The organism is Roseburia sp. 1XD42-69 (assembly GCF_003612565.1).
GTDB lineage: Bacteria > Bacillota > Clostridia > Lachnospirales > Lachnospiraceae > Roseburia_B.
In genome coordinates, this window is record NZ_RAZG01000001.1 from 1 (window position 1) to 22,605 (window position 22,605).

The window sequence follows — 22,605 nt, forward strand, 5'->3', positions numbered from 1 at the left end:
TCCCTTATTCCACTCATTTCTGAAAATCAACCCTTTCCTGTCTATTCTCTATTGAGTTTCCGAGACCGCTCTCGGAATGTGTACCGCATGGTAACCGCCATAGGCAAGGCATTGCGCAATCATCAATGCGTCGCGTTTATCTGTTTTGATCCGCTTTCCCTGCTGGGTCATCATAGTTGTCGGGGCAAGAATTACACAGCGGATTTCCTTTTTGACTAATTCATGATATAAAGAGAATCCCAGACAGCCCGCCTCATAACCGCAGAGAATATCACATTCTTCTTTTATCTTTTTCTTTAAGTTTTCAATGAACTGCACGATATTGTCCGGGTCAGGCGTTACCTTGACATTTGCGTAAATAATGTCGTCTCCGTCAAATCTTGGCTCAATGGCGCATAAAGTGTAGTTTGTGCTATGGACATCCATTCCAATTCGTAGTATTCTTTTCATGTAAGTGGCCTCCTTTTGTATGCGGTAATCCCTGTTACCATTGTTCTTAACAAACTCTAGTATACAGGTAAATCCACGTTGCTACAAATGTGGGGTCACTTCATATTGTCCTAACTCAAAACACATGATGAACATTAGAACAAAATCCTACCCGTATCTGTCTCCCTTTTCCGTTAATTCCATATTTTCCTGCATTTTTTTCAGCACATCAGAGAAAACCTTTCGTTCTTTTTCCTCAATGCCTGCCGTCAGTCTTTTTTCCAGCAGGGTAATATGCCGCTCAACCTGTTCCTTCATCTCCACTGTATGGCTGGTTGGCAGTATTCTTTTCAAACGGTCATCATAGGAAACCTTTTCCCTGCGGATAAAGTCCTGCGCCTCCATTATCTTCAAAAGCGTAGAAACAGATGCACTTCTTATGTTCAGTTCCTCCTCTATATCCTTCTGATAAATTTTCCTGTCTGGATATGACACCAGGACAAAATTTAAAATCCGTATCTGCGTACCGCATCGTCCCGTTGTCGTATCAAAAACTCTTTTTATCTGGTTGGCCAGCCCCAGAACAGAACTGGCACACTGTTTTCCATCCATAAGTCACGTCACTTCCTTTAAACTGATAGGAAAAAGGCAGCCAGTTCATTTTCCAATGCTCCACAGTCTGTATCCTCTCCAATCACTTCAAGTGTCATATTGCGGAAACACCCCATTTGTAAAACTCCTAACAGGCTTTTACAGTCTATACAGCCAAGCCCGTTTTTCAAATTTACATCACAAGGGAACTGATTCACAATATGAACCAATTCTCTCAGTTTATCAGCTGAAGGAATTTCAATAGAATAAATCTTCATTTCACTCCCCCTTCCATCCTTTTTATAAGACAGGACAGTTTTTCCGCCCTGCCCCATATACATTTTAATAATCCATGTCTGCACCGCCTGCTGCAAGCACCGCCGCATTTTTCTCCTTGATGTCTGCTACCAACGCTTCAGTCGTAAGCAGGATAGCAGAAATCCTTACTGCGTTTTCCAAAGCACTCTTTGTTACCTTTACCAGATCGATAATGCCCTCTTTCAGCATATCCACATACTCTTCTTTCACAGCGTCAAATCCTGTTCCTGCCTCTTTTTCCTGCACTTTATTCACAACGACAGCGCCTTCCAGTCCTTTCGCTGTCTCATCCACTTTTTTCCGTGCGTGGATATAGGCTGATCCGCCGCCTGGCTGCGAAGCGTCCGAACCCTGTCCTCAATTTCTTTTCGGCTGTCGCCATATCCAGGCGCTTTTACCGCAGCTGCCTTTAAGGTTCCCCGCGGCTTATTTAATTTCTCCTACTTCTTCATTCCCTGCGGAAATGGCTGCCACTTTTGCAATCTGCTCTCTTCCGGTAACCGGCCTGCTTATATCCTCAATCGCACGTACAGCCGTCTCTTTTGCTTTTTTCATCCCTTTGCGTAGAATGATGGGATTAGCCCCTGCAGATTTGTCCTTCCTTTTGCCTGCTATTCTACAACCGCAATAATGTCTTTTGGGGAAACAATAATGTACTCTTCTTCCTCAACTTTTACCTCTGTCCCAGCATATTTGGAAAAGATCACATGATCCCCTTTCTTAACCTGCATCTGCACATCTTTTCCTTCGTTTTTTTGAGTGCTAACCTTTGCAATACATATTAAACCACACTCGCTCTTGAAAGTGAAGTGAAAATATGGTATTATCAATGACAAAAACGCAATAATGGAGGTGAAACCCATGAATACAGACCAGTTAAAGAGCTTTATCCAGGTTGCTGAAAACCTGAACTTTGCAAGAGCCGCTGAAATTTTAAATATTACCCAGTCTGCCGTTTCCCGGCAGATTCATTCGCTGGAAGATGAACTGGGGACAAAACTTCTTCACCGCACCACCAGGACAGTTACCCTTACCCCTGCTGGAATCAGTTTTCTGGAAGATGCAAAACATATTATGGGAAGACTGAAAATTGCCGAGCAGAAACTGCAACGCTGCCAAAGTACAAATATGCAGGTTCTAACCATCGGATGCCAGAACGAGGCCAATCTGGATCTGCTCTGCAGGATACTGAAATCCTGCAGAGACCAAATGCCGAAGCTTTATCCATTCCTGAAAGTAATCCCTCACAGATCCATCCTGAATCTTTTCTACCAGGATGAGCTGGATCTGCTATTTGGTTTCCAGAATGATATTCCCATAAAGAATGATACAATCTATAAAGAGTTATTCCGGATACCACTGTGCTGTATTGTTCCTGCCGCACATCCTTATGCGGCCAGATCTGAGCTTGCAAAAGAGGAATTGTATCTGGAGAATATTGTTGTCTGCAATTCCTATGCAATTCCTGCCAAAGTCGCAGAAATGCAGAACCAGATTTCACAGCATATCCTGCCTGAATCCACTTATGTATGTGAAAACCTGCAGGTGCTTCTTACTCTTGTCAGGGCAGGGTATGGCTGTTCTGTACTTCCACAGATGAATTTTATAAATTCGGATATCTGTTCAGTCCCTCTAAAAAACAGCGAGCCATTATCCTATGGTCTTTTTTATAAAAAAAGTTCACAAAGTCCTTTGCTAAAAAAATTTATTTCTATTGTAACGAACACATCTCACCATTAACTTTCACAGCAAAAAGCGATATGGATACCAGAAAGCATCCATATCGCTTTTTATTTGATATACAAAATGTCTGTTTATCTGTCGTACATCCCATCACCCTTCGATTGCGATATCATTGGATTTTTCAGGGACTGCTTCCTTCATGTTCTTCGGAACCTGCAGTTTCAAAGTGCCATCCTCAAAACGTGCCTTAATATCTTCCTGCTTTACATCTTCCCCTACATAGAAACTCCTGCTGCAGGTACCAGCATAGCGCTCCCGCCTGATGTATACTCCGTTGCTGTCCTTCTCTTCATTTTGGGAAGCGGATGAGACACTGATTGTCAGGTATCCATCTTTCAGCTCTGCCTTTACATTCTCTTTCTTAATGCCAGGAAGATTCATGGTCATTTCATAAGCATTTCCCAAATCTTTAATATCAGTCCTCATCATCTCGGACACATGGGATTGGTAATGGGTTCTCTGGTGCGGATGGTCAAAAAACTCATCCAGCAAACTTTCTCCGAAAATACTTGGCAATCAAAAGTCAATGCGAAAATATCATGGTGTATCGTGCGTATCGTAACGCCTAATTCCCACGTAAGCTCCCTTGACGTTATATGCCCTTTGACAGATAAAATGCTGATGATTTCCATTCTCCTATGTGCCGTGTCCATGCCTATTCCCCCTCCCGGCGGCTGTTTGAAAACCGCTCAGGATTGCCAGCCCTAAAAGCACATTTATTGTTCATTAACCCTTTCTGTTTTCTATATAACAGCGAAACAGCTATTACAAATACAGAAAACAGATTACCACCCTGCTTTTTAAAAAGAATGAGTAAATCACACAGATTTTTGCGTGATTTACTCATTCTTTTTTACAGCACCCAAATTACAATACTGTTATCAAAAAAGCAAAGGAGAATAAAAGAAATGGCTACATTATTGGAAGCGAAAAACGTAACTAAAATTTATGCAAAATCTCAGCATCCAAGCCTTAATAAAGTATCGTTCAGCGTAACGGACGGCGAATTTATCGCCATTATGGGGGCTTCCGGATCAGGAAAGACCACATTGCTTAATGTTCTTTCTACGATTGATACACCCACAAGCGGTGATATCCTAATAAACGGTGTCAATCTTAAAAATCTGACCGGTTCCAATGCAGCGGATTTTCGCAGGGATAATCTGGGATTCATTTTCCAAGAGTACCTGCTGTTAGACAGCCTCACTATTTTTGAAAATATCGCTGTTCCGCTGACTTTACAGAAACTCCCACCGAAAAAAATAGAAAACATGATACGGAGCCTGGCAGAAGCATTTGGCATTGACGCACAGTTAGATAAATATCCAAGTGAGCTTTCAGGCGGGCAAAGGCAGCGTGCTTCTGCTCTAAGGGCTATTGTGAAACGTCCAAGCATTTTATTTGCAGACGAACCGACTGGGGCATTGGATTCAAGTTCCGCAACAGATTTGCTGAACACTTTAAAGGAATCAAACGAAAGTTTCCATACTACGATACTAATGGTCACTCATGATGCTTATGCTGCAAGTTTTGCCGACCGCATCCTGATTTTTAAAGACGGCTGTATCATTCAGGAATTATTGAAACAAAATGCTGGCAGGCGTGCATTCTATGAATCCATTGCACATGAAATAGCAAAATTAGACACAGAAAGGTAGGGAAGTACCCATGAACCATTTATCTATGGCACTTAAGAACCTAAAAAATAATTTTTCCTTTTATGCCCTATATTTATTATCCATTTCCTTTGTGATTACTATTTTTTTTGCATTCACTTCGTTTTCCATGAATAAAATCATGCTTGAAAAAATATCAGGCGATGGGCGGGTAGAAACCATGTGCAACACGATTTCTATATTCCTTATGGCATTCGTTATTTTTTATATGTCATATTCAAACCGTTTCTTCCTGCGCCGACGCACAAAGGAATTAGGTATTTATGCTTTATTAGGATATCGGAAATCCACAATACTGTCCTTGCTTACAGCAGAAAATCTGCTCTCCTGTTTCGGGGCTTTCGTAATCGGAATCCTTTTGGGTGGTCTGTTTCATAAAGGCATTGTGTTTGGCATTACAAAATTATTGAATTTGACAGTCAACAATTCAGAAATACCGTTTTTTAACCTAAATGCCTTGGTAAAGACGGCATGTTTTGTTTTTGCCATTATTATCATATTATCGCTGTCCAACAACAGATTTCTTTTTAAATCTTCCCTTATGGATTTAGTGCGGTTTGAAAAAAGTGCGGAAAAGCAGACAAAGTTCCATGCCGTTCCTTCCATAATCGGGTTTCTATTTGTCATTTTGGGATACTGTATTGCCCTTGACATCTTACAGGGCGAAAAATCTGTCTGGTTTTCAGTCGGGTTTTATGCTGTTGGAATGCTTACATTTACACTCATTCTTTTGGGAACAGTGCTTTTTATTGCATCATTTCTCCCTTATGCGGTACAGACTGGCAAAAAAAATAAGAAGAAATTTTATACAGAAACAAGAATCATTACTTCACCAGGTTTTATATACCGGATGCGCTCCAATTCAAAAACGCTGATCATGCTCACATTGCTGTCAGCCGCAACTCTGACTGTTTCAAGCATTATGGCTCTCACCCTGTATTATCCGATTGCAGCAATATCCCGCATTGCGCCGTCAGAAATCGAATGCCGTATTGAAAAGGAGAGCGATCTGTCCGCAATCATGGAGATAGTGAACAACTATTCATCCGGAGATGATATTACATTCCTACAGACCGATATTTATAAAGTTACTTCTACTGCCAGACAGCTTCCCATGGAATATAGTGTCGGGACTTCCAAGGGAGATGCTGACAACGAAAAAATTCTTCGGAATGCAGGTTTTGAATGTATCTCATATTCTGACTATACCGCCATTCTGAAAGCGCAAGGGCGGCAAAAGGCTTTGGAACAATTTACAACACTAAACAACAATGAGTGTATTTTTGTAAGATACCAGCCGGCTTCCGGCAAGGACGAAGCAGGCAGCACTTATCCACTGCTCATAAACAATACTGAAATACCTGTCACTGTGACTATGACCACATTAGATAATCCTATTTCATTTGCGAACAGTGTTGGTACTTTAATTGTAAGTGACAGTTTATACAAAATGATATCTGAACATGCTGCTCCCGAAACAAAAGTCTTAAGTATAAATGGAAATTCCATAACAGGTAACGAGGATCTGTTTCAGGCTTTATCTGTATATTTGGATAAAATTCCTTACCTGCAGGGCAATTCCCACAGAATACACGAAGTGGTTTCCCTGAACAGTTCTACTTTCCTGTTGATAGGCTTTCTTGTGGTATTATTCTTTATAGCAACAGGAAGCATCCTGTATTTTAATAACATTTCGGCGATAGCCGATTCAAAATCCGATTACGATATCCTTACAAAAATGGGATATACGAACAGGAAGATAAAAAAAATTATCAGGAAACAGGTAATCACATTTTTTAGCATTCCGTTCCTGTTCGGACTAGCAGACTGTATCTTTGCCACATTAGTATACAAAACAGCACTTATGCAGAACCTTCTGGCGAACAGTCTTGTTTTATACGCTCCTACAATATTGGCTATTGCGCTAACACTGATCATTTATCTGATTTATTACTGTATGACTGTCCATACCTGCTGTAAAATGGTTTTGGAAAAATAAAGACTATCGGAATCATGTGAAAAATTTAGTTGTATGCACACAGATAAATGATATAATTTAGGCATGGATAAGGGGGCAATAATTATGAAGCGTATTATCTTTAAGCTTTTGCTTTTTATAAACTCCACTCTGCTTATAATATATATGGGATTGGAAATAAATATTCAGATGCCGTGCATCATCAGCAAAATCGTATCATTATTCCTGTCATCATTGATGCTGATAGACGCTACTTATGTAAGCTCCTGCAACATCAGAGATAATAAAGCTATCTCCTTGTTTTGCGGTCTGCTGGCATTAGACGGTTGGTATATGCTCCTTTCCGTTTCGGACAACGCTATAGCAGATATTGTTTTTTATGCCTTAAGTCCGGTTATATGGTACATCTTCATAAATTTCATACTCATGTTTCTATTTCAGGGGAGCGGATATAAATTCAAAAAAGCAACAATCTTCTGCCTGACTGGAACCTGTATCTGCTCCCTAATTGGCATTTTAATATCAGACAATGTGTTTGCATTATTGTATGGCATCCAGTTTTTGGTAAGCTGGCTTTGCTTCGTTTTTGTTGTCGCTTACCATAGAAAAAGAACTGCTTTTGTCCTTAAAGCAGAATGGAAGTCCATTCTATTCTCCCTTGTGGTAATAATCATTTTTTTCATTGCATACTGTCTTACCACAACGGGAATAAAAGGAAATCTTTCAAACTTTGGAGTGTATATCCCTGTCCTGCTGTTCTCCATGAGTATTCATGGTATTATACTGAAAGAACATCGCAGTTTTCCATTGTCAGCCATATTTAGCAGATTCCAGTTAATGTTGATCCTGCTTTTCGGTGTTATCATTTGTGGCCTGATTACAATGACTTTAGGTATTGGCTGGTTATCTTTCCTTCTTATGTTAGACGCCATGTTTGTGTTTATCTATGTCTGTAATATCATACTGGATTTTAATTTAAGGCAGGGAGGAGGCAACATGGTTATGGAAAGCAAATACAAAGCTGCATTAGCACAGTTACAGCAGGAAGAGCAGATAAATCTTGAATTTTCAAACTTTCTTCATGACAATATACTTCAAGACCTGCTTTCCATAAAAAATATGATGCATAAATCAGCAAGACCTGATATACAGAAAATAATCACAGAAACTCTTGATAGTATGAATATCTATATCCGTGAGCAGATGCAGAATTATCATCCCGTATTACTGTCAAAACTTACTATAAAAGAGAATTATCAAAATTTGCTTGCATATATTGCACAGTCGTTTCCTGAACGCCATGTCAGCATTGTTTTTAACTGTTCCGACTCTTTATTTTTAGTTCCGCCATATGATATTTTCATATATCGGCTTTTGAAAGAACTCGTCACGAATGTTTACAAACACTCTACGGGAGATAAAGCATGGATAACGCTTACACAGGATAATGGAATAATAGTATTATGCGTAAAGGATAATGGAAGTGCTGATACCGGCAGCCTCACCTATGCAGACTCATCAAAACACAGAGGTCTTGCATTAAGCACTGACCGTGTGCAAAGCATGGACGGCACTGTAAGTATAACCCCAAATTTCCCACATGGAATCTGCGTCTGTATCAACTTGCCAATGAAAGGAGATGCTTCTTATCAATATTTTATTAGTCGATGACCACGTTCTATTTTCCAAAAGTCTGGAAATTGTATTATCAGACTACCCGGAAATAAAATCCTTTAAAAGTATCAATGATATTTCCCTATTGGATAAATTCATTGAAGAAGATGCCCCGGACATCCTGCTCATGGATATCAATTTAAGAAATATAACATCTGAAGATGGTCTGGAATTGGCAAAGCAGATATTACACCGTCATCCGGAGCAGAAAATTGTTATTCTGTCCGGATACGATCTTCCAGTATACCGCAACGAAGCTAAAAAAATCGGGGCCAAAGGATTTATCAACAAAAATACAGAACCGGAAATGCTGATAGCTTTTCTTTCACAGATCATGCAGGGAAAGTTTATCTTCAACGGTTCAGTTCCATTTTTAGAAGAATTAACTAACTGTGAAAAACAGATTTTGCAGCTTATAGCTAACGGCAGAAAGCGGAAAGAGATTGCAGGCACGCTTTATATCAGCGAGCGTACCCTCTCCAATCATTTACAGCATATATTTGAAAAACTTGATGTTTCCTCCTCTGTCGAAGCTGTAACCAAGGCGATTCAATTAGGATACCTCCCGCCGATTTGTTAATTTCTCATCAAATAAGCAAATCATCAAAAGCTGCATCATGGAAATGTGCATAACTGGCTGCGCCTACGGAATCCATCTCTTTATCCATTTCTTTTATAAAAACATTCTTTTACAGGTCTATCCCTGCTGTCCGTATAAGTTTCATCTCCCTCAAAACCATGCGGCGGCATATAGTATTTCAGCATCACAAAACCGTATCTGCCGACATCAACCACTACAATGTCCGCCATTTCGTATAACTCCGTAAACGCTTCAGCCACCTTTTTTCATTTTGCCCGTTCTTCCTCTGTGATATAAACCTGTTTTTCCATATTGATTTACCTCGTTTCTTCGTAAGCGCCAAATAATAATGCAGTCAGATATAAAAATCACCCCAACCCTTTGCGAGTTGGAGCAATTCACTATAATTCACATGTGATTTTTGATCGATTGGAGTTTTTCGCTCCAAGGTGCAAGCTCTGCGAGCTGATCGTCTGTCATCTCTTTCGCTGGCCGATGCTCTAGAAGAAATTTCAGATATCCGTAAATGTTCAGATCATGTGCTTTTGCTATCTCAACCATGGTATAGACTACAGCACTGGCATACAGTTCGTCATATGCCCTGTCCTGTTCTTTCCATGCGCTTATCTGCCCCACTCCCCGAATAAATTTCAGACGTAAGCATTGCGCCAAACCTAAAACCCTGTTCAAACCTTGCATATTTTGTCATATCCTCATGGCGGAAATCATCATGTTCCATTCCTCAAACCGCTTCCTGCTTTCTTCCGGCAATCTTTAAATCGGTTCGCCTTTGTATACTCGGAATGATGTTTCATGTACTCCTGCACATCTTTCCTTGTAACAACAAGCGTTGTGAAGTAAAAATATTTGCGTTCCTCTATTTTCCTACATTGGCAATCGCCGCCTGTGCTGCTGCCAATCTTGCAATCGGCACCCTGAACGGTGAGCAGGATACATAATTCAAACCAATCTTATGACAGAACTCTACGGAAGACGGATCTCCGCCGTGCTCGCCGCAGATACCAATGTGAAGGTTGGGATTTACCGGCTTTCCTAACTTGATGGCTGTCTCCATAAGTTTACCTACGCCAGTCTGGTCAAGTTTTGCAAAGGGATCGTTCTCGAAAATCTTAGCGTCATAGTAAGCATCTAAGAACTTGCCTGCATCATCACGGGAGAAACCGAATGTCATCTGTGTCAAATCATTTGTTCCGAAGCAGAAGAAGTCAGCTTCTTTTGCAATTTCGTCTGCTGTAAGGGCTGCACGGGGGATCTCAATCATAGTACCTACTTCATACTCTAATTTTACTCCTGCTGCTGCGATTTCAGCATCTGCTGTCTCAACAACCACTTTCTTCACATATTTCAGCTCTTTGATGTCTCCAACAAGAGGAATCATAATCTCAGGTTTTACATTCCAGTCGGAATGTGCTTTCTGCACTTCGATTGCAGCGCGGATCACAGCTTTTGTCTGCATCTTTGCAATTTCCGGATAGGTAACTGCAAGACGGCATCCTCTGTGTCCCATCATGGGGTTAAACTCATGAAGAGATGCAATTAATGTCTTGATATCCTCAACGGATTTGCCCTGGGACTGTGCAAGTTTCTCAATATCAGCTTCCTCTGTAGGTACAAACTCATGAAGAGGCGGATCTAAGAAACGGATGGTAACAGGATTTCCCTCCAAAGCTTCGTATAATGCCTTGAAATCTCCCTGCTGGTAAGGAAGGATTTTCTCAAGGGCTGCTTCTCTCTCCTCTACTGTGTCAGAGCAGATCATCTCCCGGAATGCAGCAATTCTGTCTTCCTCGAAGAACATATGCTCTGTACGGCAAAGGCCGATTCCCTCTGCCCCAAGCTCTCTTGCTTTCTTAGCGTCTGCAGGAGTATCTGCATTGGTGCGGACTTTCAGAGTTCTATATTTGTCAGCCCATGCCATAATTCTTCCGAACTCACCTGCGATGGTTGCATCTACGGTAGGAATCAGACCGTCATAGATGTTACCTGTAGTACCGTCAATGGAGATTGGATCTCCTTCATGATACTCTTTTCCTGCTAAAGTAAACTTCTTATTCTCTTCATCCATAGCAATGTCGCCGCATCCGGATACACAGCAGGTTCCCATACCACGGGCAACTACGGCTGCATGGCTTGTCATACCGCCGCGGACTGTTAAGATACCCTGGGATACTTTCATACCTGTGATATCTTCCGGTGAAGTCTCAAGACGTACCAGTACGACTTTCTCTCCCTTTGATGCCCAGCTTTCAGCGTCCTCTGCGGAGAACACGATTTTACCGCAGGCAGCTCCCGGAGATGCTCCAAGACCTTTTCCTACAGGTGTTGCAGCCTTAAGTGCTGCAGTGTCAAACTGGGGATGAAGTAATGTATCTAAGTTACGGGGATCAATCATGGCAACAGCCTCTTCCTCTGTTCTCATGCCCTCGTCCACTAAATCGCAGGCAATCTTTAATGCTGCCTGTGCTGTTCTCTTACCGTTACGTGTCTGTAACATGTAAAGTTTTTTATTCTCAACAGTAAACTCCATATCCTGCATATCTCTGTAATGTTTCTCCAGAGTCTGGCATACATTGGTAAACTGTTTGTAAGCTTCCGGGAACTCCTGCTCCATTTTTGCGATGGGCATTGGTGTACGAACTCCGGCAACCACGTCCTCACCCTGAGCATTTACAAGGAACTCGCCCATAAGTTTTTTCTCACCTGTAGCCGGGTCACGGGTAAACGCAACACCTGTTCCGCAGTCGTCTCCCATATTTCCAAATGCCATAGACTGTACGTTTACAGCAGTTCCCCAGGAATAAGGAATATCGTTGTCACGACGGTAAACATTGGCACGTGGGTTGTCCCAGGAACGGAATACGGCTTTGATTGCTCCCATTAACTGCTCCTTGGGGTCATCCGGGAAGTCCTGTCCGATTTTTGCCTTGTATTCAGCCTTGAACTGGGATGCAAGCTCTTTCAAATCGTCAGCGGTAAGGTCAACGTCATAGGTTACGCCTTTTGCCGCTTTCATTTTATCGATTAATTCCTCAAAATATTTCTTACCTACTTCCATAACTACGTCAGAGTACATCTGAATAAATCTTCTGTAGCAGTCCCAAGCCCAACGGGGATTGCCGGATTTGTCCGCAATTACGTTTACAACGGTCTCATTAAGACCCAGGTTTAAGATGGTATCCATCATACCAGGCATGGAAGCCCTTGCTCCGGAACGGACAGATACTAATAATGGATTCTCTTTGTCACCAAATTTCTTTCCGGTAATCTCCTCCATTTTTACAATATACTCGTTAATCTGTCCCTGAATCTCAGCGTTAATCTCCCTGCCGTCCTCATAGTACTGGGTGCAGGCTTCTGTTGTGATTGTAAAGCCCTGAGGCACCGGAAGACCTAAACTTGTCATCTCTGCTAAGTTTGCTCCTTTTCCTCCCAGAAGTTCACGCATGTTTGCATTTCCCTCACTGAAGAGGTAGACCCATTTGTTTGCCATTTCTATTCCTCCTAAATTTAATACTTATGACCAGCGGATTTTCCGCGGCATTTCATTTCCTGCAGCGTAATAAACGCACATAATTATCTTACCACAATTTTCCCTGAAATCAACCAATTTTTTGTTTTATTTCCAAAATATTGTACAAAATGGACCTCCAGCCGCATATCGTAAACTTTATCCGTCCGGTGATCCATTTTTCTTACAGTTGAACTTCTACCACTCAAATTTCTCTGCAAAGTAAGCGTCCAGTTCCTCAATTTTTATGCGCTCCTGCTCCATGGTGTCACGGTCTCTCACCGTAACGGCCATATCTTCCTCAGAGTCAAAATCATATGTCACGCAAAACGGCGTACCAATCTCATCCTGCCTTCTGTAACGCTTTCCAATATTTCCCCTGTCGTCAAATTCACAGTTGTATTTTTTAGAGAGCTTTGCAAATACTTTTTGAGCTCCCTCGCTTAGTTTCTTTGACAGGGGGAGCACGCCGATTTTTACCGGGGCCAAAGCCGGGTGGAAGTGAAGAACCGTCCTCATATCCGGTTTTTCCTCCGTGCCTATATTCTCCTCGTCATAGGCGGAGCATAAGAATGCCAAGACAACCCTGTCTGCTCCCAATGAAGGCTCAATCACATAGGGGATGTATTTTTCCTTTTTCTCGTCGTCAAAATAACTCATGTCCTGGCCGGAAGTCTCCTGGTGCTGGTTTAAATCATAATCGGTGCGGTCTGCAATGCCCCACAGTTCTCCCCAGCCAAAGGGGAATAAAAATTCAATATCCGTGGTGCCTTTGGAATAAAAACATAATTCCTCGGGAGAATGATCCCTAAGGCGCATCTCCTCCTCTTTCATGCCAAGGTTAAGAAGCCAGTCACGGCAGAATCCTCTCCAGTACTGAAACCACTCCAGGTCCGTACCCGGCTCACAGAAAAACTCCAGCTCCATCTGCTCAAATTCCCTAGTCCGGAAAGTAAAGTTCCCCGGGGTAATCTCGTTTCGGAAAGATTTTCCAATCTGGCCGATGCCAAAGGGAATCTTTTTCCTGGAAGTCCTCTGGACATTTTTAAAGTTTACGAAAATACCCTGGGCTGTCTCCGGTCGAAGGTAAACCGTATTTTTTGCATCCTCCGTCACCCCCTGGAATGTTTTAAACATCAGGTTAAACTGACGAATATCCGTAAAATTATGTTTCCCGCAGGTTGGGCAGGGAATCTTATGTTCTTCAATAAATTTCACCATATCTTCCTGGGACCAGCCGTCCACAGTGCCGCTTAACTCTATTTTATTTTCCTCTGCAAAATCCTCAATCAGTTTGTCTGCACGGAAACGCTCATGGCACTCCTTACAGTCCATTAAGGGGTCGGAAAAACCTCCCAGGTGACCGGAGGCCACCCATGTCTGGGGATTCATTAAAATCGCACAGTCCACCCCTACATTGTAAGGGTTTTCCTGGATAAATTTCTGCCACCAGGCCCGCTTTACGTTATTTTTAAGCTCCACCCCTAAATTCCCGTAATCCCAGGTATTGGCCAGCCCGCCGTATATCTCTGAACCCGGATACACAAATCCTCTTGCCTTTGCCAAGGCCACAATTTTCTCCATTGATTTTTCCATAAAATCCTCCCTGTCTACTTGTATATAATATACGTTACATCCGCTTCCTCACTGCGCTCCTCGTCACCGGCAATAGACGCAGTGTCCTTGCCTTTTACCGAAGTGTTTTCCCCGGAAACATAAAGAATTGTCCCGTCCACTTTCACATCCACATTTGCCTTGATAATCACAACTTTATTATCGTCTGCCTCTAGGACTTCCTCTGTGGAAACGCTTTTCTTCTCCCCGTCGGAAACGGAGAAAAACTCTGCGTCAAAATCATACCCTTCGGCCCTTGCCTTTACTATGTTCCCGCTGTAAAGTTCAATCTGGATAAAATTCTGGTAATCCTCAAAAGTATCAAATTTCAAATTCAGTTTTGCCACTCCGTCTTTCACGGCAAAAGACTCCATGGATACCTTATCTCCCGCCTCGCTGCAATATTCCTCCACCTGGCTTTTTATTCCTTCTTCTAGTTCCGTTTCATCATAATGTGCTTTGTCAAACTGTATCACATCTGCGCTAAGTACCGTTCCCTTTTTCTGCACATAGACAGTGCTCCGGTCCACATTCAGCCTGCCGCCGCACCCTGCAAACAAAGAAACTGCAAGAAGAAACACCAATCCCATACATAAATATCTTTTCATACTCTGCCTCCTTGGCTTTCTGCTTTCTTGTCGCTAATGGCATTTATTATACAATTATTTTCCAGATATGTAAAGTCCCAAAGCTAACCCTGAATTGTCTTTAAAATATCTAAGGACTTAAACTTATGGGAAATATATATTGAAAAATAGCGGCTTAACAACATTTCCAGGGTATGGAGCACTTCTTCCGACACCGCAAAAGTATAGAGTTTTCCGATTTCTACAGACAGGATATACTGCATGGTATATAGGGCAGACTCGCCCACAGGGAGTTCCTCAGCCTTTTGACGGCAGGCACTGCAGACCATTCCCTGGCGTTTAGCGGAAAAATAAATCAGGTTTTCTTTTTTCCCACAGGATTGGCAGGAAAAAAAATTGGGCACTTCCCCCTCAATCTGAAGTGCCTTTAGTTCAAATATCCGCTGTACCAGACGGTTGTCTAATGCGCTGCTCTCTAAGGCCCGCATGGTCTGGTACAATAACTTTAACAATTCTTTTTCGTCGTTGTTCTCCTGGGCGTAATAATCTGCGATTTCCAGAAAATAAAAGCCGTAGCACGCTGCGGCAGGCTCTAAGGACAAGTCCCTGAAATAGTTTTGTATGCTGGCCCGCATAAGATTGTATGTACTGCGCCCTTCAAAAAATTCAAACTCCCCAAAGGAAAAAGGGCTGGTTGCAGCTAAAAGCTGGCTTGTGGGCCGCCTGGCCCCCCTGGCAAAGGCTGTAATCTTCCCTCTTTCTTTTGTCAATATGGTAATCCGTCTGTCATACTCCCCAATGGGCATTACATTTAAAATCATCCCCGTCAAAACGATATTCTGCCCCATACCTATCCATCCTTTTTTCGGTTTCCTCCTCACCGGAAAACCCTTTTGTCCCTGACTCCTTTACAGTATTCCGGTAAAAAAGATAATCTGTAACTTTTCCGCTTGTCTCAAAATTTTTCCATGCATCTTCCATCTCTGCCACATCCTTTATCCCTTATAGTTTACATACTTAGGGTTTCCTTCCCGGGCAGATTCATACCAGATAAATTTTGCCAGATTTTATCCCCATATATTATCCGGCAAATTCACACATCCTCTTTGCGGTAACCAAAGTTTTTCATAAGGGAATCGCTGTCACGCCAGTCTTTTTTCACTTTCACCCAGAGCTTTAAGTTCACTTTACGCTCTAAAAGCCGCTCTATCTCAAACCGGGCGTTGCTGCCGATTTTTTTCAGCATCGCCCCGCCTTTTCCGATGATGATTCCCTTGTGGGATTCCCGCTCACACACAATGGTAGCCTCGATATCCGTCATATTTCCTTTTTTTCTGTCCTTCATAGACTCAATGACAACGGCAATGCCGTGGGGCACCTCCTCCTCTAAGGCGTGGAGGGACTTTTCCCGAATAATTTCCGCCACAATCTGGCGTTTGGGCTGGTCTGTCACCGTGTCTTCATCATAAAACATGGGCCCGTAGGGAAGATATTTGTAAATACTGTCAATGACATCGGAAAGATTGGTTCCCCTGAGGGCGGATACCGGAATAATCTCGTCAAAGTCGTAGATTTTCCGGTAAGTGTCAATGTACTCAAGAATCTTTTCCCGCTCCACCGTATCAATTTTGTTGATAATAAGAATTACTGGAAGTTTTGCTTTTTCTAGCTGTTTTACAATATGCTGCTCTCCGGCCCCCACATAATTGGAGGGCTCTACCAGCCATAAAATCACATCCACATCCCTCAGACTGTTTTCCGCCACATGCACCATATATTCCCCCAGCTTATTTTTTGCCTGGTGGATGCCCGGCGTATCCAAAAACACAATCTGTCCCCGTGAATTATCTGTGTATACGGTTTGGATCCTGTTTCTTGTAGTCTGGGGCTTTTTGGAAGTAATGGCAATTTTCTGCCCGATTAACTGGTTCATCAATGTGGATTTTCCCACATTGGGACGGCCGATAATAGTTACAAATCCGGATTTCATATTTTCTTCCATAAACAAACTCCCTGTTCTTTAAAACAAATCTTTTGTTGACAAAAACAACTCCTGCTCTTCCTTTATCTTCTCCTCATTTCCAATGACGCAGATATTCTCTTGGGCTAAAACCGCCTCCACCAAATCCGCAAGTTTCCGAATGTCTTCCTCTTTTGCCGAAATCACCTGATCCCGCTCTGTCTGGATATCCTCAAAGGTAATATGGGACAAATAGGCCAGGGTGGAGCGCTCTCCCTTGGCATTTGGGTTTAAAGGGGTATCCATCCCGCTTATGGTGCCGATGATATATTTTGTCATATCCCGCTCGTCTGCGGAGAAATTTCGGATATATTCGGGAATCTTTTCATATACCTCATTGGTATTTTTCAAATTGGGATCCCGGTAGGAGGAAAAGTACACGTTGCCGTTTCTGGCAAATCCGCTGCCGCATCCATAGGCTCCCCCTTTTACCCTGATATTGTTCCAGAGATAATCATAACTTAAAATTACTTTTAATATCTTAAGAGCCCCCGTATAAGAAAATCCCGCCTTTTTAAAATCCCCTGCCCGGGACACATACTGTACCTTGGAGGCATCCATAAACCCTTCGTTTTTCTTTTCGCAGGAAAGATGTGCTTTCTCCTTTTTCTCCGCACCTTCTCCCAAAGGCAAAGCTTCTTTTAATTTTTTTAGGCATCCCGGAAGTTTTCCATATCCCTCCTCATCACAGGTAAGGCTTAAAAGCAGTCCCTCCCTGGTAAAGATACGCTTTGAAAGATCTTCTAATTTGGAAACCAACTCTTCCTTTTTCTCCTGGAAATGTTCCTCATACATTGCCACCACACGGTAAAAGTCAATCCCCATGGTCATGTCGTTATAGAGGGAAGTCTCTGAAAAATAGGACATGGCACGGATAGCGGAAACGGAATTTCCGGCAGAGGAAAGACTCATTTTAAGTCTTGATTTTACTTCTGACAATATTTCTAAAAGCCGTTTCTCATCTGAAATTTTTGTATGGCACAAAATTTCTTCCAAAAGCTCTAAGGCTTTGGGAAGCTTGTCGTTGAGCATTTTTGTCCGCACTTCAAACTTGGCCTCGTAGGATGTGTCATCTGCAATGCTGGGATATACAGAGATGGACGCTGACATTCCCCCGGTCTCTAAGTTAATTTCATCCGCCAAATCTCCATAGCTGTACTGCTTTGTATCCATATAGCCTAAAACCGCCTTTAAAATTCCAAGGTAGGGCAAATCTTCCTGGGACACAAAACAGATATCAAACAGGAAATTCAAATAAAGGATGCCGTTAGAAAAAATATTGTGGTAAAGCACCGGCAAGTTTTCACAGTTCCTCTCCTCATTTACAAAAGGCATGGCCTCCTTTTTCATATCCTCCCGCTTTAGCATGGGGATTTTCTCTATATCTTCCCTGGAGGAAGGCTCTTCCTGGTATGCTTTTAAATGCTTGGTATCTCTTATAAGTTTTTCAATTTCATCCTCACTTAAGCTTTCCTTATAAGATTTTAATTTTTCCGTTAGTTTTTCTTCGCTCCTTGCGTTTAACCCCCGCTCCGGCTCAATGACAACCACAGAGGCATGGGTATTGTCAATCATATAATCCTGGATTAATTTTTCAAAATAGTCTGTTTCCACCTGTTTTCTTAAAAACTGAAAGATTTCCCCTGCCTCTAAGTGCATAAAGGGGATACTGTCATCATACAGCCAGCTGTCAAACATCTGCAGGCCGTAAATCAGCCCCTTGGGGTAAGAGCCAAAGTCGGATTCCCGATACCGGAATTCCGCACTGTTAATCCCTGCCAGAAGGGATTTCTTATTTAAACCGCCCTCTGCCTGCTCTCTTAACACCGACTGAATAATTTCCAGAAATCTGTCTTTATCTTTCAGGTTGGCGTTTTTGGCAATGATGGAAAACATGGGTTGATATACCCCGTTGTCAAAGGAGCCCATAATATCCTTGCCGATGCCGGCAAGAATCAATGCCTTTTTCAAGGGCGCCGCCGGGGCATTTAACAGGGCATAATCTAAAATTTCAAATGCCTGGTACAGTTTCCTGTCCGTGGAGGTTCCGATAGACAGATTGTAGGAAAGGTATGTGTTATCCTCCAAAGGCTCATTGCTTGCCACGGGATAATGCTTTGACACGTATGCCGGGGCGTCAAATCCTTCCTGGCGCTTTATGGTGGAGTCTATGGAAATTTCGTCATATTTGGATAGATACTCCTTATCCAGCCACAAAAGTTTTTCCTCTATATCCACATTTCCGTAGAGATAGATGTAGGAATTGCAGGGATGATAATACCGGCTGTGGAAATCTAGATAGTCCTGATAAGTTAAATCAGGAATAAACTGTGGGTCTCCCCCGGACTCATTGCCGTAGGATGTGTCCGGATAGAGAGAATTTAAAATCTCCCGCTCCAGCACTCCCTCCGGTGAGGAAAATGCCCCCTTCATTTCATTGTAAACCACCCCGTTAATCGTTACTGGGGCGTCTTTACTTTCAAGTTCGTAATGCCAGCCCTCCTGCTTGAAAATCTCCTCCCTCTTGTAAATATTGGGATGGAGCACGGCATCCATATACACATCCATTAAATTCTGGAAATCCTTGTCGTTACAGCTTGCCACAGGGTACACAGTTTTGTCCGGATAAGTCATGGCATTTAAAAAAGTGTTTAATGAGCCCTTTACCAGCTCCACAAAAGGGTCTTTTGCAGGAAATTTGTCAGAGCCGCAGAGCACCGTATGCTCCACAATGTGGGCTACCCCGGTGCTGTCTGCCGGAGGTGTGCGGAACCCAATATAGAACACTTTGTTTTCATCATCATTGGATATGGCACTGATTCTCGCCCCGCTTTTTTTGTGCCGGAAAAGATATCCTTTGGAATTTAAATCCTTTAAGTCTTTTTCCTCTACCAGTTCATATGCTTTTAATTTCTCTAAATTCAACCTGTTTTCCTCCATATATCCACAACTACAAAAGAGGGTGATATCCACCCTCTTTTCTGGTTATTATTTCCGAATTCTATAAATTTATGAAATGAGTTTCTTTTCAACGATTCTAAGCCAAACGTGTCACGTTTGCTGCCTGTGGACCTTTTTCCCCTTCCACTACCTCGAATTCAACAGACTCCCCATCTTTCAATTCTTTGAATCCATCCATCTGTAATGCAGAAAAATGAACAAAAATGTCATTTCCCTCTGCGTCAGAAATAAATCCATAACCTTTTTTTGCATTAAACCATTTTACAGTTCCCTGCCGCATAACTTTTTCCTCCTGCTAAAATATAACCTGTGTAATAAATTCCACAAAGATTACACTAGCATATTATGGTGGATTTGTCAACTTGTGGATCTAAATTTTCTTGTAAGGTCCTGTTAAAAAACGGAACTTTCACTCCCCAGGTGAAATCACTTTTGCAATGATATCCGCCAAGGGCTCCATGGCATTCATGGCCTCCTGCACCGTATTGGTCTGGGCCCCCACTTCCACCAAAAGGGTTTTGGGGCAGTAATGCATATTATACCGGTAGCCTTTTAAGTATATCGCCCTGGAAAAACCCGGATAATATTCTTTTGCCGCTAGCTGCATCTGAAGAGAAAAGGCCAGGTTATCCTGTATGTAGGGATTGGGCAGGTAGCCGATGTCACCGTTGGCGGTGGTGCGGCTTAGGCCGTTAAAAAACATAATGCTTGCCATCTCTTTGCCTCCCTGCTCCGTCACAAGGCGGGTGCCCTCAGGAACCCCGTCCCGGTGCAAATCTATTACAATTTCTATACTTGGATTTTCCCTTAAAATCTGCTCCACCGCAGGCCCGGCCTTAGAATATGCATTGTCCCTGGTCTCCACGTCATATTCCCCGGTGTGGTGTATGACATGGAACCCGTAACTCCCCAAAAGCTGGTTTAAATACTCTCCCACCCCTACAATGGAGGTGGAGGCATCCCCGGTGGAGTCTGCAAACCCTTCCTGGGAATGAGTGTGATAAATAAGAATCTGGGGAGCATCCGGCCCGTGGTTTAGCTTCATGCTTTTCCCCAACAGTTCTTCTGCGTTTAACTGTCCGCTGTTTATGGTAGTGGTTCTGTCCACCACATAAAAATTCTGGAGCAGATAGTCAAAATCGTTTAATTTTTCCTTTGGGTATGTGGCCACCGGGGTATTGTTTGGGATAAAATCCGTCCCAGAGCTGTTTTGGGCCACCTGTACCGCCTCACCGGGAGTATCCGAAGGCTCCTCTTCCTCTGGGGCTTCCTGTTTCATCTCCTGATTTTCCTTTCGGTCTTCCGGGAGCACATTGTCCCCTTCTTTCAGGGATGTCTGCCCCACAGAATCCCCGCCTTGCACTTCCCCTGAGGTTACCACCTCCCCGGTGTTTTGGTCCACATAGTTTTCGTCCCTGGCCTCCCTGGCAATAATGGTCTCGTAGGAAATATCACTCTCTGTTTGAGTGGCATAATCCTCTGTCCCTGTCACATAACGATACCCTGGAACCATTTCAAAAATCCGCTCCATGAGAAACTGCTCCAAAGTCTGTTCACTGTTTTTATAAAATATAGAGGGAACCACCGTCCTTAACATCTGGAAATACCCTTCGCTTCTGCCCTGTCTTATCACAGAATACATCAGGGAATCTTTTCTTATCATATTTCCGGAAAGAACGCACACGCATAAAACTATGGCAATGCCTCCTGTCAAAAAAGTCTTATATTTCTGATACTGACGCCTTTTTTTCCACTTATTTTTCACTCTACACACTCCTGCCACTTATATATATATGGCAGGACAAAGGCTTTATTACTAAAACTGTTTAAGCGGGGAAAAAAGCCATATTAATTCCCTCTGAAATGGTAAAGCTCAGCCGTTTAATGGATTCGTCAATGTCCTTTGGTGTAACAAACATGGCATTTAAGTTAGGGGAGAGAAGTTCCCGTATCAGTTCATGTTTCTCCGCCTCCTCTAACTGGCTGATGGAATGGCCCAAATCCTCCAGCCGCCTGGTCTCCTCCATTGCCGTCACAAGATTGCTCATAGTGTCGCTGACAATGGTAACAGCGTCCACAACTGTGGGGATTCCAATGGCAATAACAGGAATTCCCATACTTTCGCTGTTTAAGGCATGTCTGTGGTTTCCCACACCGGAGCCCGGGGAAATCCCTGTGTCCGTGATCTGTATGGTGCGGTTTAAACGCTTGGTGCTCCTGGCTGCCAAAGCGTCCACCGCTATGATATAGTCAGGTTTTGTCTCTTTTAACACCCCTTTTATAATTTCCAGGGTTTCCATCCCTGTCTGGGCCATCACCCCGGGCACAATACTGCTGATTTGATGGTTGCTGGTAAGGCCGAAGGCGTATTTTCCGAATTTTCGGATAATATGCCTAGTTATCATCATATTGTCCGCCACCCTGGGGCCTAAGGCGTCCGGCGTCACCTCCCGGTTTCCAAGGCCCACAATGAGAACTGACAGCTCCTTATCCTCAATGGGTAAAAGTTCCTTTAGTATTCTCGCTAACTGCCTGGATATCTCCCTGTGGTAATCCTCGTCGGAATCCGCCATATCCGGAGCTTCCAAGGTAATGTAATTCCCTCTTGGCTTTCCCATGGCCTTCGCCCCGTTCTCCGTTCGGATTATCACTTTTGTAATTTTCATGTTTCCGTCAACCTCTTCATTTTTGACTTCCACACCTTTAATCTCCACATTGTCGCTTTCAAATTTTTCTCTTGCTTCTAATGCAAGGTCCGTACGAACCTGATACATTTTTTGCACCACCTTTGATTTGTATTCTAAATAGTTTTTTGTAAAAACAGGCAAAATATGTATTGACATATTAGAAATATTATCCTAAAATAACATTTGTATGCGTGTATTGAGACGTCCGTGTCCGGCTT

24 protein-coding genes and 2 pseudogenes are annotated in these 22,605 nt (G+C 42.8%); 5 read left to right on the forward strand and 21 right to left on the reverse strand.

The window, feature by feature from the left end:
- Positions 1-48: 48 nt before the first annotated feature.
- The 6 genes and pseudogenes from D7Y06_RS00005 to D7Y06_RS27585 form a co-directional block, all read right to left on the reverse strand.
- Entirely contained in the window at positions 49-450 is a 402-nt protein-coding gene (locus D7Y06_RS00005; RefSeq protein ID WP_120405790.1) for an IS110 family transposase, read from the reverse strand.
- A gap of 147 nt (positions 451-597) precedes the next feature.
- Positions 598-1,041, reverse strand: coding sequence for a MarR family winged helix-turn-helix transcriptional regulator (locus D7Y06_RS00010; protein WP_120405791.1), 444 nt, complete (start codon positions 1,039-1,041; stop codon positions 598-600).
- 17 nt (positions 1,042-1,058) lie between these two features.
- Positions 1,059-1,406, reverse strand: a complete 348-nt coding sequence (locus D7Y06_RS00015) for an HPr family phosphocarrier protein (RefSeq protein ID WP_120405792.1) — start codon at positions 1,404-1,406, stop codon at positions 1,059-1,061.
- Positions 1,363-1,668, reverse strand: a pseudogene (groEL, locus tag D7Y06_RS00020) (chaperonin GroEL); the annotation flags it as partial. The pseudogene groEL and the gene D7Y06_RS00015, both read right to left, overlap by 44 nt.
- Positions 1,669-1,764: 96 nt before the next feature.
- Entirely contained in the window at positions 1,765-1,893 is a 129-nt protein-coding gene (locus D7Y06_RS00025; RefSeq protein WP_330566327.1) for a hypothetical protein, read from the reverse strand.
- 56 nt (positions 1,894-1,949) lie between these two features.
- Positions 1,950-2,201: a co-chaperone GroES gene (locus D7Y06_RS27585; protein ID WP_256387202.1), complete on the reverse strand. Its 252-nt coding sequence runs from the start codon at positions 2,199-2,201 to the stop codon at positions 1,950-1,952.
- On the opposite strand from D7Y06_RS27585, the gene D7Y06_RS00035 reads away from it, so the two are divergent.
- Positions 2,200-3,078 (forward strand): LysR family transcriptional regulator, encoded by an 879-nt coding sequence (locus D7Y06_RS00035; RefSeq protein WP_120405794.1) that lies wholly within the window; start codon positions 2,200-2,202, stop codon positions 3,076-3,078. The two genes, D7Y06_RS27585 and D7Y06_RS00035, sit on opposite strands and share 2 nt — an antisense overlap.
- 93 nt (positions 3,079-3,171) lie before the next feature.
- Here D7Y06_RS00035 and D7Y06_RS00040 read toward each other — a convergent pair whose 3' ends face one another.
- Positions 3,172-3,597: an Hsp20/alpha crystallin family protein gene (locus D7Y06_RS00040; RefSeq protein ID WP_120405795.1), complete on the reverse strand. Its 426-nt coding sequence runs from the start codon at positions 3,595-3,597 to the stop codon at positions 3,172-3,174.
- Entirely contained in the window at positions 3,507-3,734 is a 228-nt protein-coding gene (locus D7Y06_RS00045) for an HTH domain-containing protein (protein WP_120405796.1), read from the reverse strand. The genes D7Y06_RS00040 and D7Y06_RS00045 overlap by 91 nt, the downstream gene beginning before the upstream one ends.
- A 255-nt stretch (positions 3,735-3,989) precedes the next feature.
- On the opposite strand from D7Y06_RS00045, the gene D7Y06_RS00050 reads away from it, so the two are divergent.
- The 4 genes from D7Y06_RS00050 (at position 3,990) to D7Y06_RS00065 (ending at position 8,989) form a co-directional block, all read left to right on the forward strand.
- On the forward strand, positions 3,990-4,739 hold the full coding sequence (locus tag D7Y06_RS00050; RefSeq protein WP_120405797.1) for an ABC transporter ATP-binding protein: 750 nt from the start codon (positions 3,990-3,992) through the stop codon (positions 4,737-4,739).
- A gap of 178 nt (positions 4,740-4,917) precedes the next feature.
- A complete protein-coding gene (locus tag D7Y06_RS00055; protein ID WP_330566329.1) occupies positions 4,918-6,756 on the forward strand; it encodes an ABC transporter permease in 1,839 nt (612 codons plus the stop codon).
- Between the two features lie 84 nt (positions 6,757-6,840).
- The gene (locus D7Y06_RS00060) at positions 6,841-8,406 is read left to right on the forward strand and encodes an ATP-binding protein (protein WP_120405799.1); all 1,566 of its coding nucleotides are present in this window, start codon (positions 6,841-6,843) and stop codon (positions 8,404-8,406) included.
- Positions 8,375-8,989, forward strand: coding sequence for a response regulator transcription factor (locus D7Y06_RS00065; protein ID WP_120405800.1), 615 nt, complete (start codon positions 8,375-8,377; stop codon positions 8,987-8,989). The genes D7Y06_RS00060 and D7Y06_RS00065 overlap by 32 nt, the downstream gene beginning before the upstream one ends.
- An 80-nt stretch (positions 8,990-9,069) precedes the next feature.
- On the opposite strand, the gene D7Y06_RS26780 is transcribed toward D7Y06_RS00065, so the two are convergent.
- The 13 genes and pseudogenes from D7Y06_RS26780 to gpr form a co-directional block, all read right to left on the reverse strand.
- Positions 9,070-9,219: a hypothetical protein gene (locus tag D7Y06_RS26780; protein WP_243119032.1), complete on the reverse strand. Its 150-nt coding sequence runs from the start codon at positions 9,217-9,219 to the stop codon at positions 9,070-9,072.
- 178 nt (positions 9,220-9,397) lie between these two features.
- Positions 9,398-9,571, reverse strand: a pseudogene (locus D7Y06_RS28480) (transposase domain-containing protein); the annotation flags it as partial.
- Positions 9,572-9,581: 10 nt separating this feature from the next.
- Positions 9,582-9,728 (reverse strand): hypothetical protein, encoded by a 147-nt coding sequence (locus D7Y06_RS26405; protein ID WP_199714595.1) that lies wholly within the window; start codon positions 9,726-9,728, stop codon positions 9,582-9,584.
- A 138-nt stretch (positions 9,729-9,866) separates the two neighbouring features.
- Positions 9,867-12,500 (reverse strand): pyruvate, phosphate dikinase, encoded by a 2,634-nt coding sequence (ppdK, locus tag D7Y06_RS00080; RefSeq protein ID WP_120405801.1) that lies wholly within the window; start codon positions 12,498-12,500, stop codon positions 9,867-9,869.
- A gap of 216 nt (positions 12,501-12,716) precedes the next feature.
- A complete protein-coding gene (locus D7Y06_RS00085) occupies positions 12,717-14,114 on the reverse strand; it encodes a glycine--tRNA ligase (RefSeq protein ID WP_120405802.1) in 1,398 nt (465 codons plus the stop codon).
- A gap of 14 nt (positions 14,115-14,128) precedes the next feature.
- Positions 14,129-14,740, reverse strand: coding sequence for a hypothetical protein (locus D7Y06_RS00090; protein WP_120405803.1), 612 nt, complete (start codon positions 14,738-14,740; stop codon positions 14,129-14,131).
- Positions 14,741-14,823: 83 nt separating this feature from the next.
- Positions 14,824-15,567 (reverse strand): DNA repair protein RecO, encoded by a 744-nt coding sequence (gene recO, locus D7Y06_RS00095; RefSeq protein ID WP_120405804.1) that lies wholly within the window; start codon positions 15,565-15,567, stop codon positions 14,824-14,826.
- Positions 15,506-15,700 carry a hypothetical protein gene (locus D7Y06_RS00100; protein ID WP_120405805.1) on the reverse strand — a complete coding sequence of 65 codons (195 nt, stop codon included), beginning with the start codon at positions 15,698-15,700 and terminating at the stop codon, positions 15,506-15,508. The genes recO and D7Y06_RS00100 overlap by 62 nt, the downstream gene beginning before the upstream one ends.
- A gap of 112 nt (positions 15,701-15,812) precedes the next feature.
- The gene (gene era / locus D7Y06_RS00105) at positions 15,813-16,721 is read right to left on the reverse strand and encodes a GTPase Era (RefSeq protein WP_120405806.1); all 909 of its coding nucleotides are present in this window, start codon (positions 16,719-16,721) and stop codon (positions 15,813-15,815) included.
- 18 nt (positions 16,722-16,739) lie between these two features.
- A complete protein-coding gene (locus tag D7Y06_RS00110) occupies positions 16,740-19,664 on the reverse strand; it encodes an insulinase family protein (RefSeq protein ID WP_120406038.1) in 2,925 nt (974 codons plus the stop codon).
- Between the two features lie 112 nt (positions 19,665-19,776).
- Positions 19,777-19,980 carry a cold-shock protein gene (locus D7Y06_RS00115; protein WP_120405807.1) on the reverse strand — a complete coding sequence of 68 codons (204 nt, stop codon included), beginning with the start codon at positions 19,978-19,980 and terminating at the stop codon, positions 19,777-19,779.
- Positions 19,981-20,109: 129 nt separating this feature from the next.
- Entirely contained in the window at positions 20,110-21,231 is a 1,122-nt protein-coding gene (gene spoIIP, locus D7Y06_RS00120; protein WP_120406039.1) for a stage II sporulation protein P, read from the reverse strand.
- A gap of 295 nt (positions 21,232-21,526) precedes the next feature.
- Positions 21,527-22,474: a GPR endopeptidase gene (gene gpr, locus D7Y06_RS00125; protein ID WP_120406040.1), complete on the reverse strand. Its 948-nt coding sequence runs from the start codon at positions 22,472-22,474 to the stop codon at positions 21,527-21,529.
- Between the last annotated feature and the right edge of the window lie 131 nt (positions 22,475-22,605).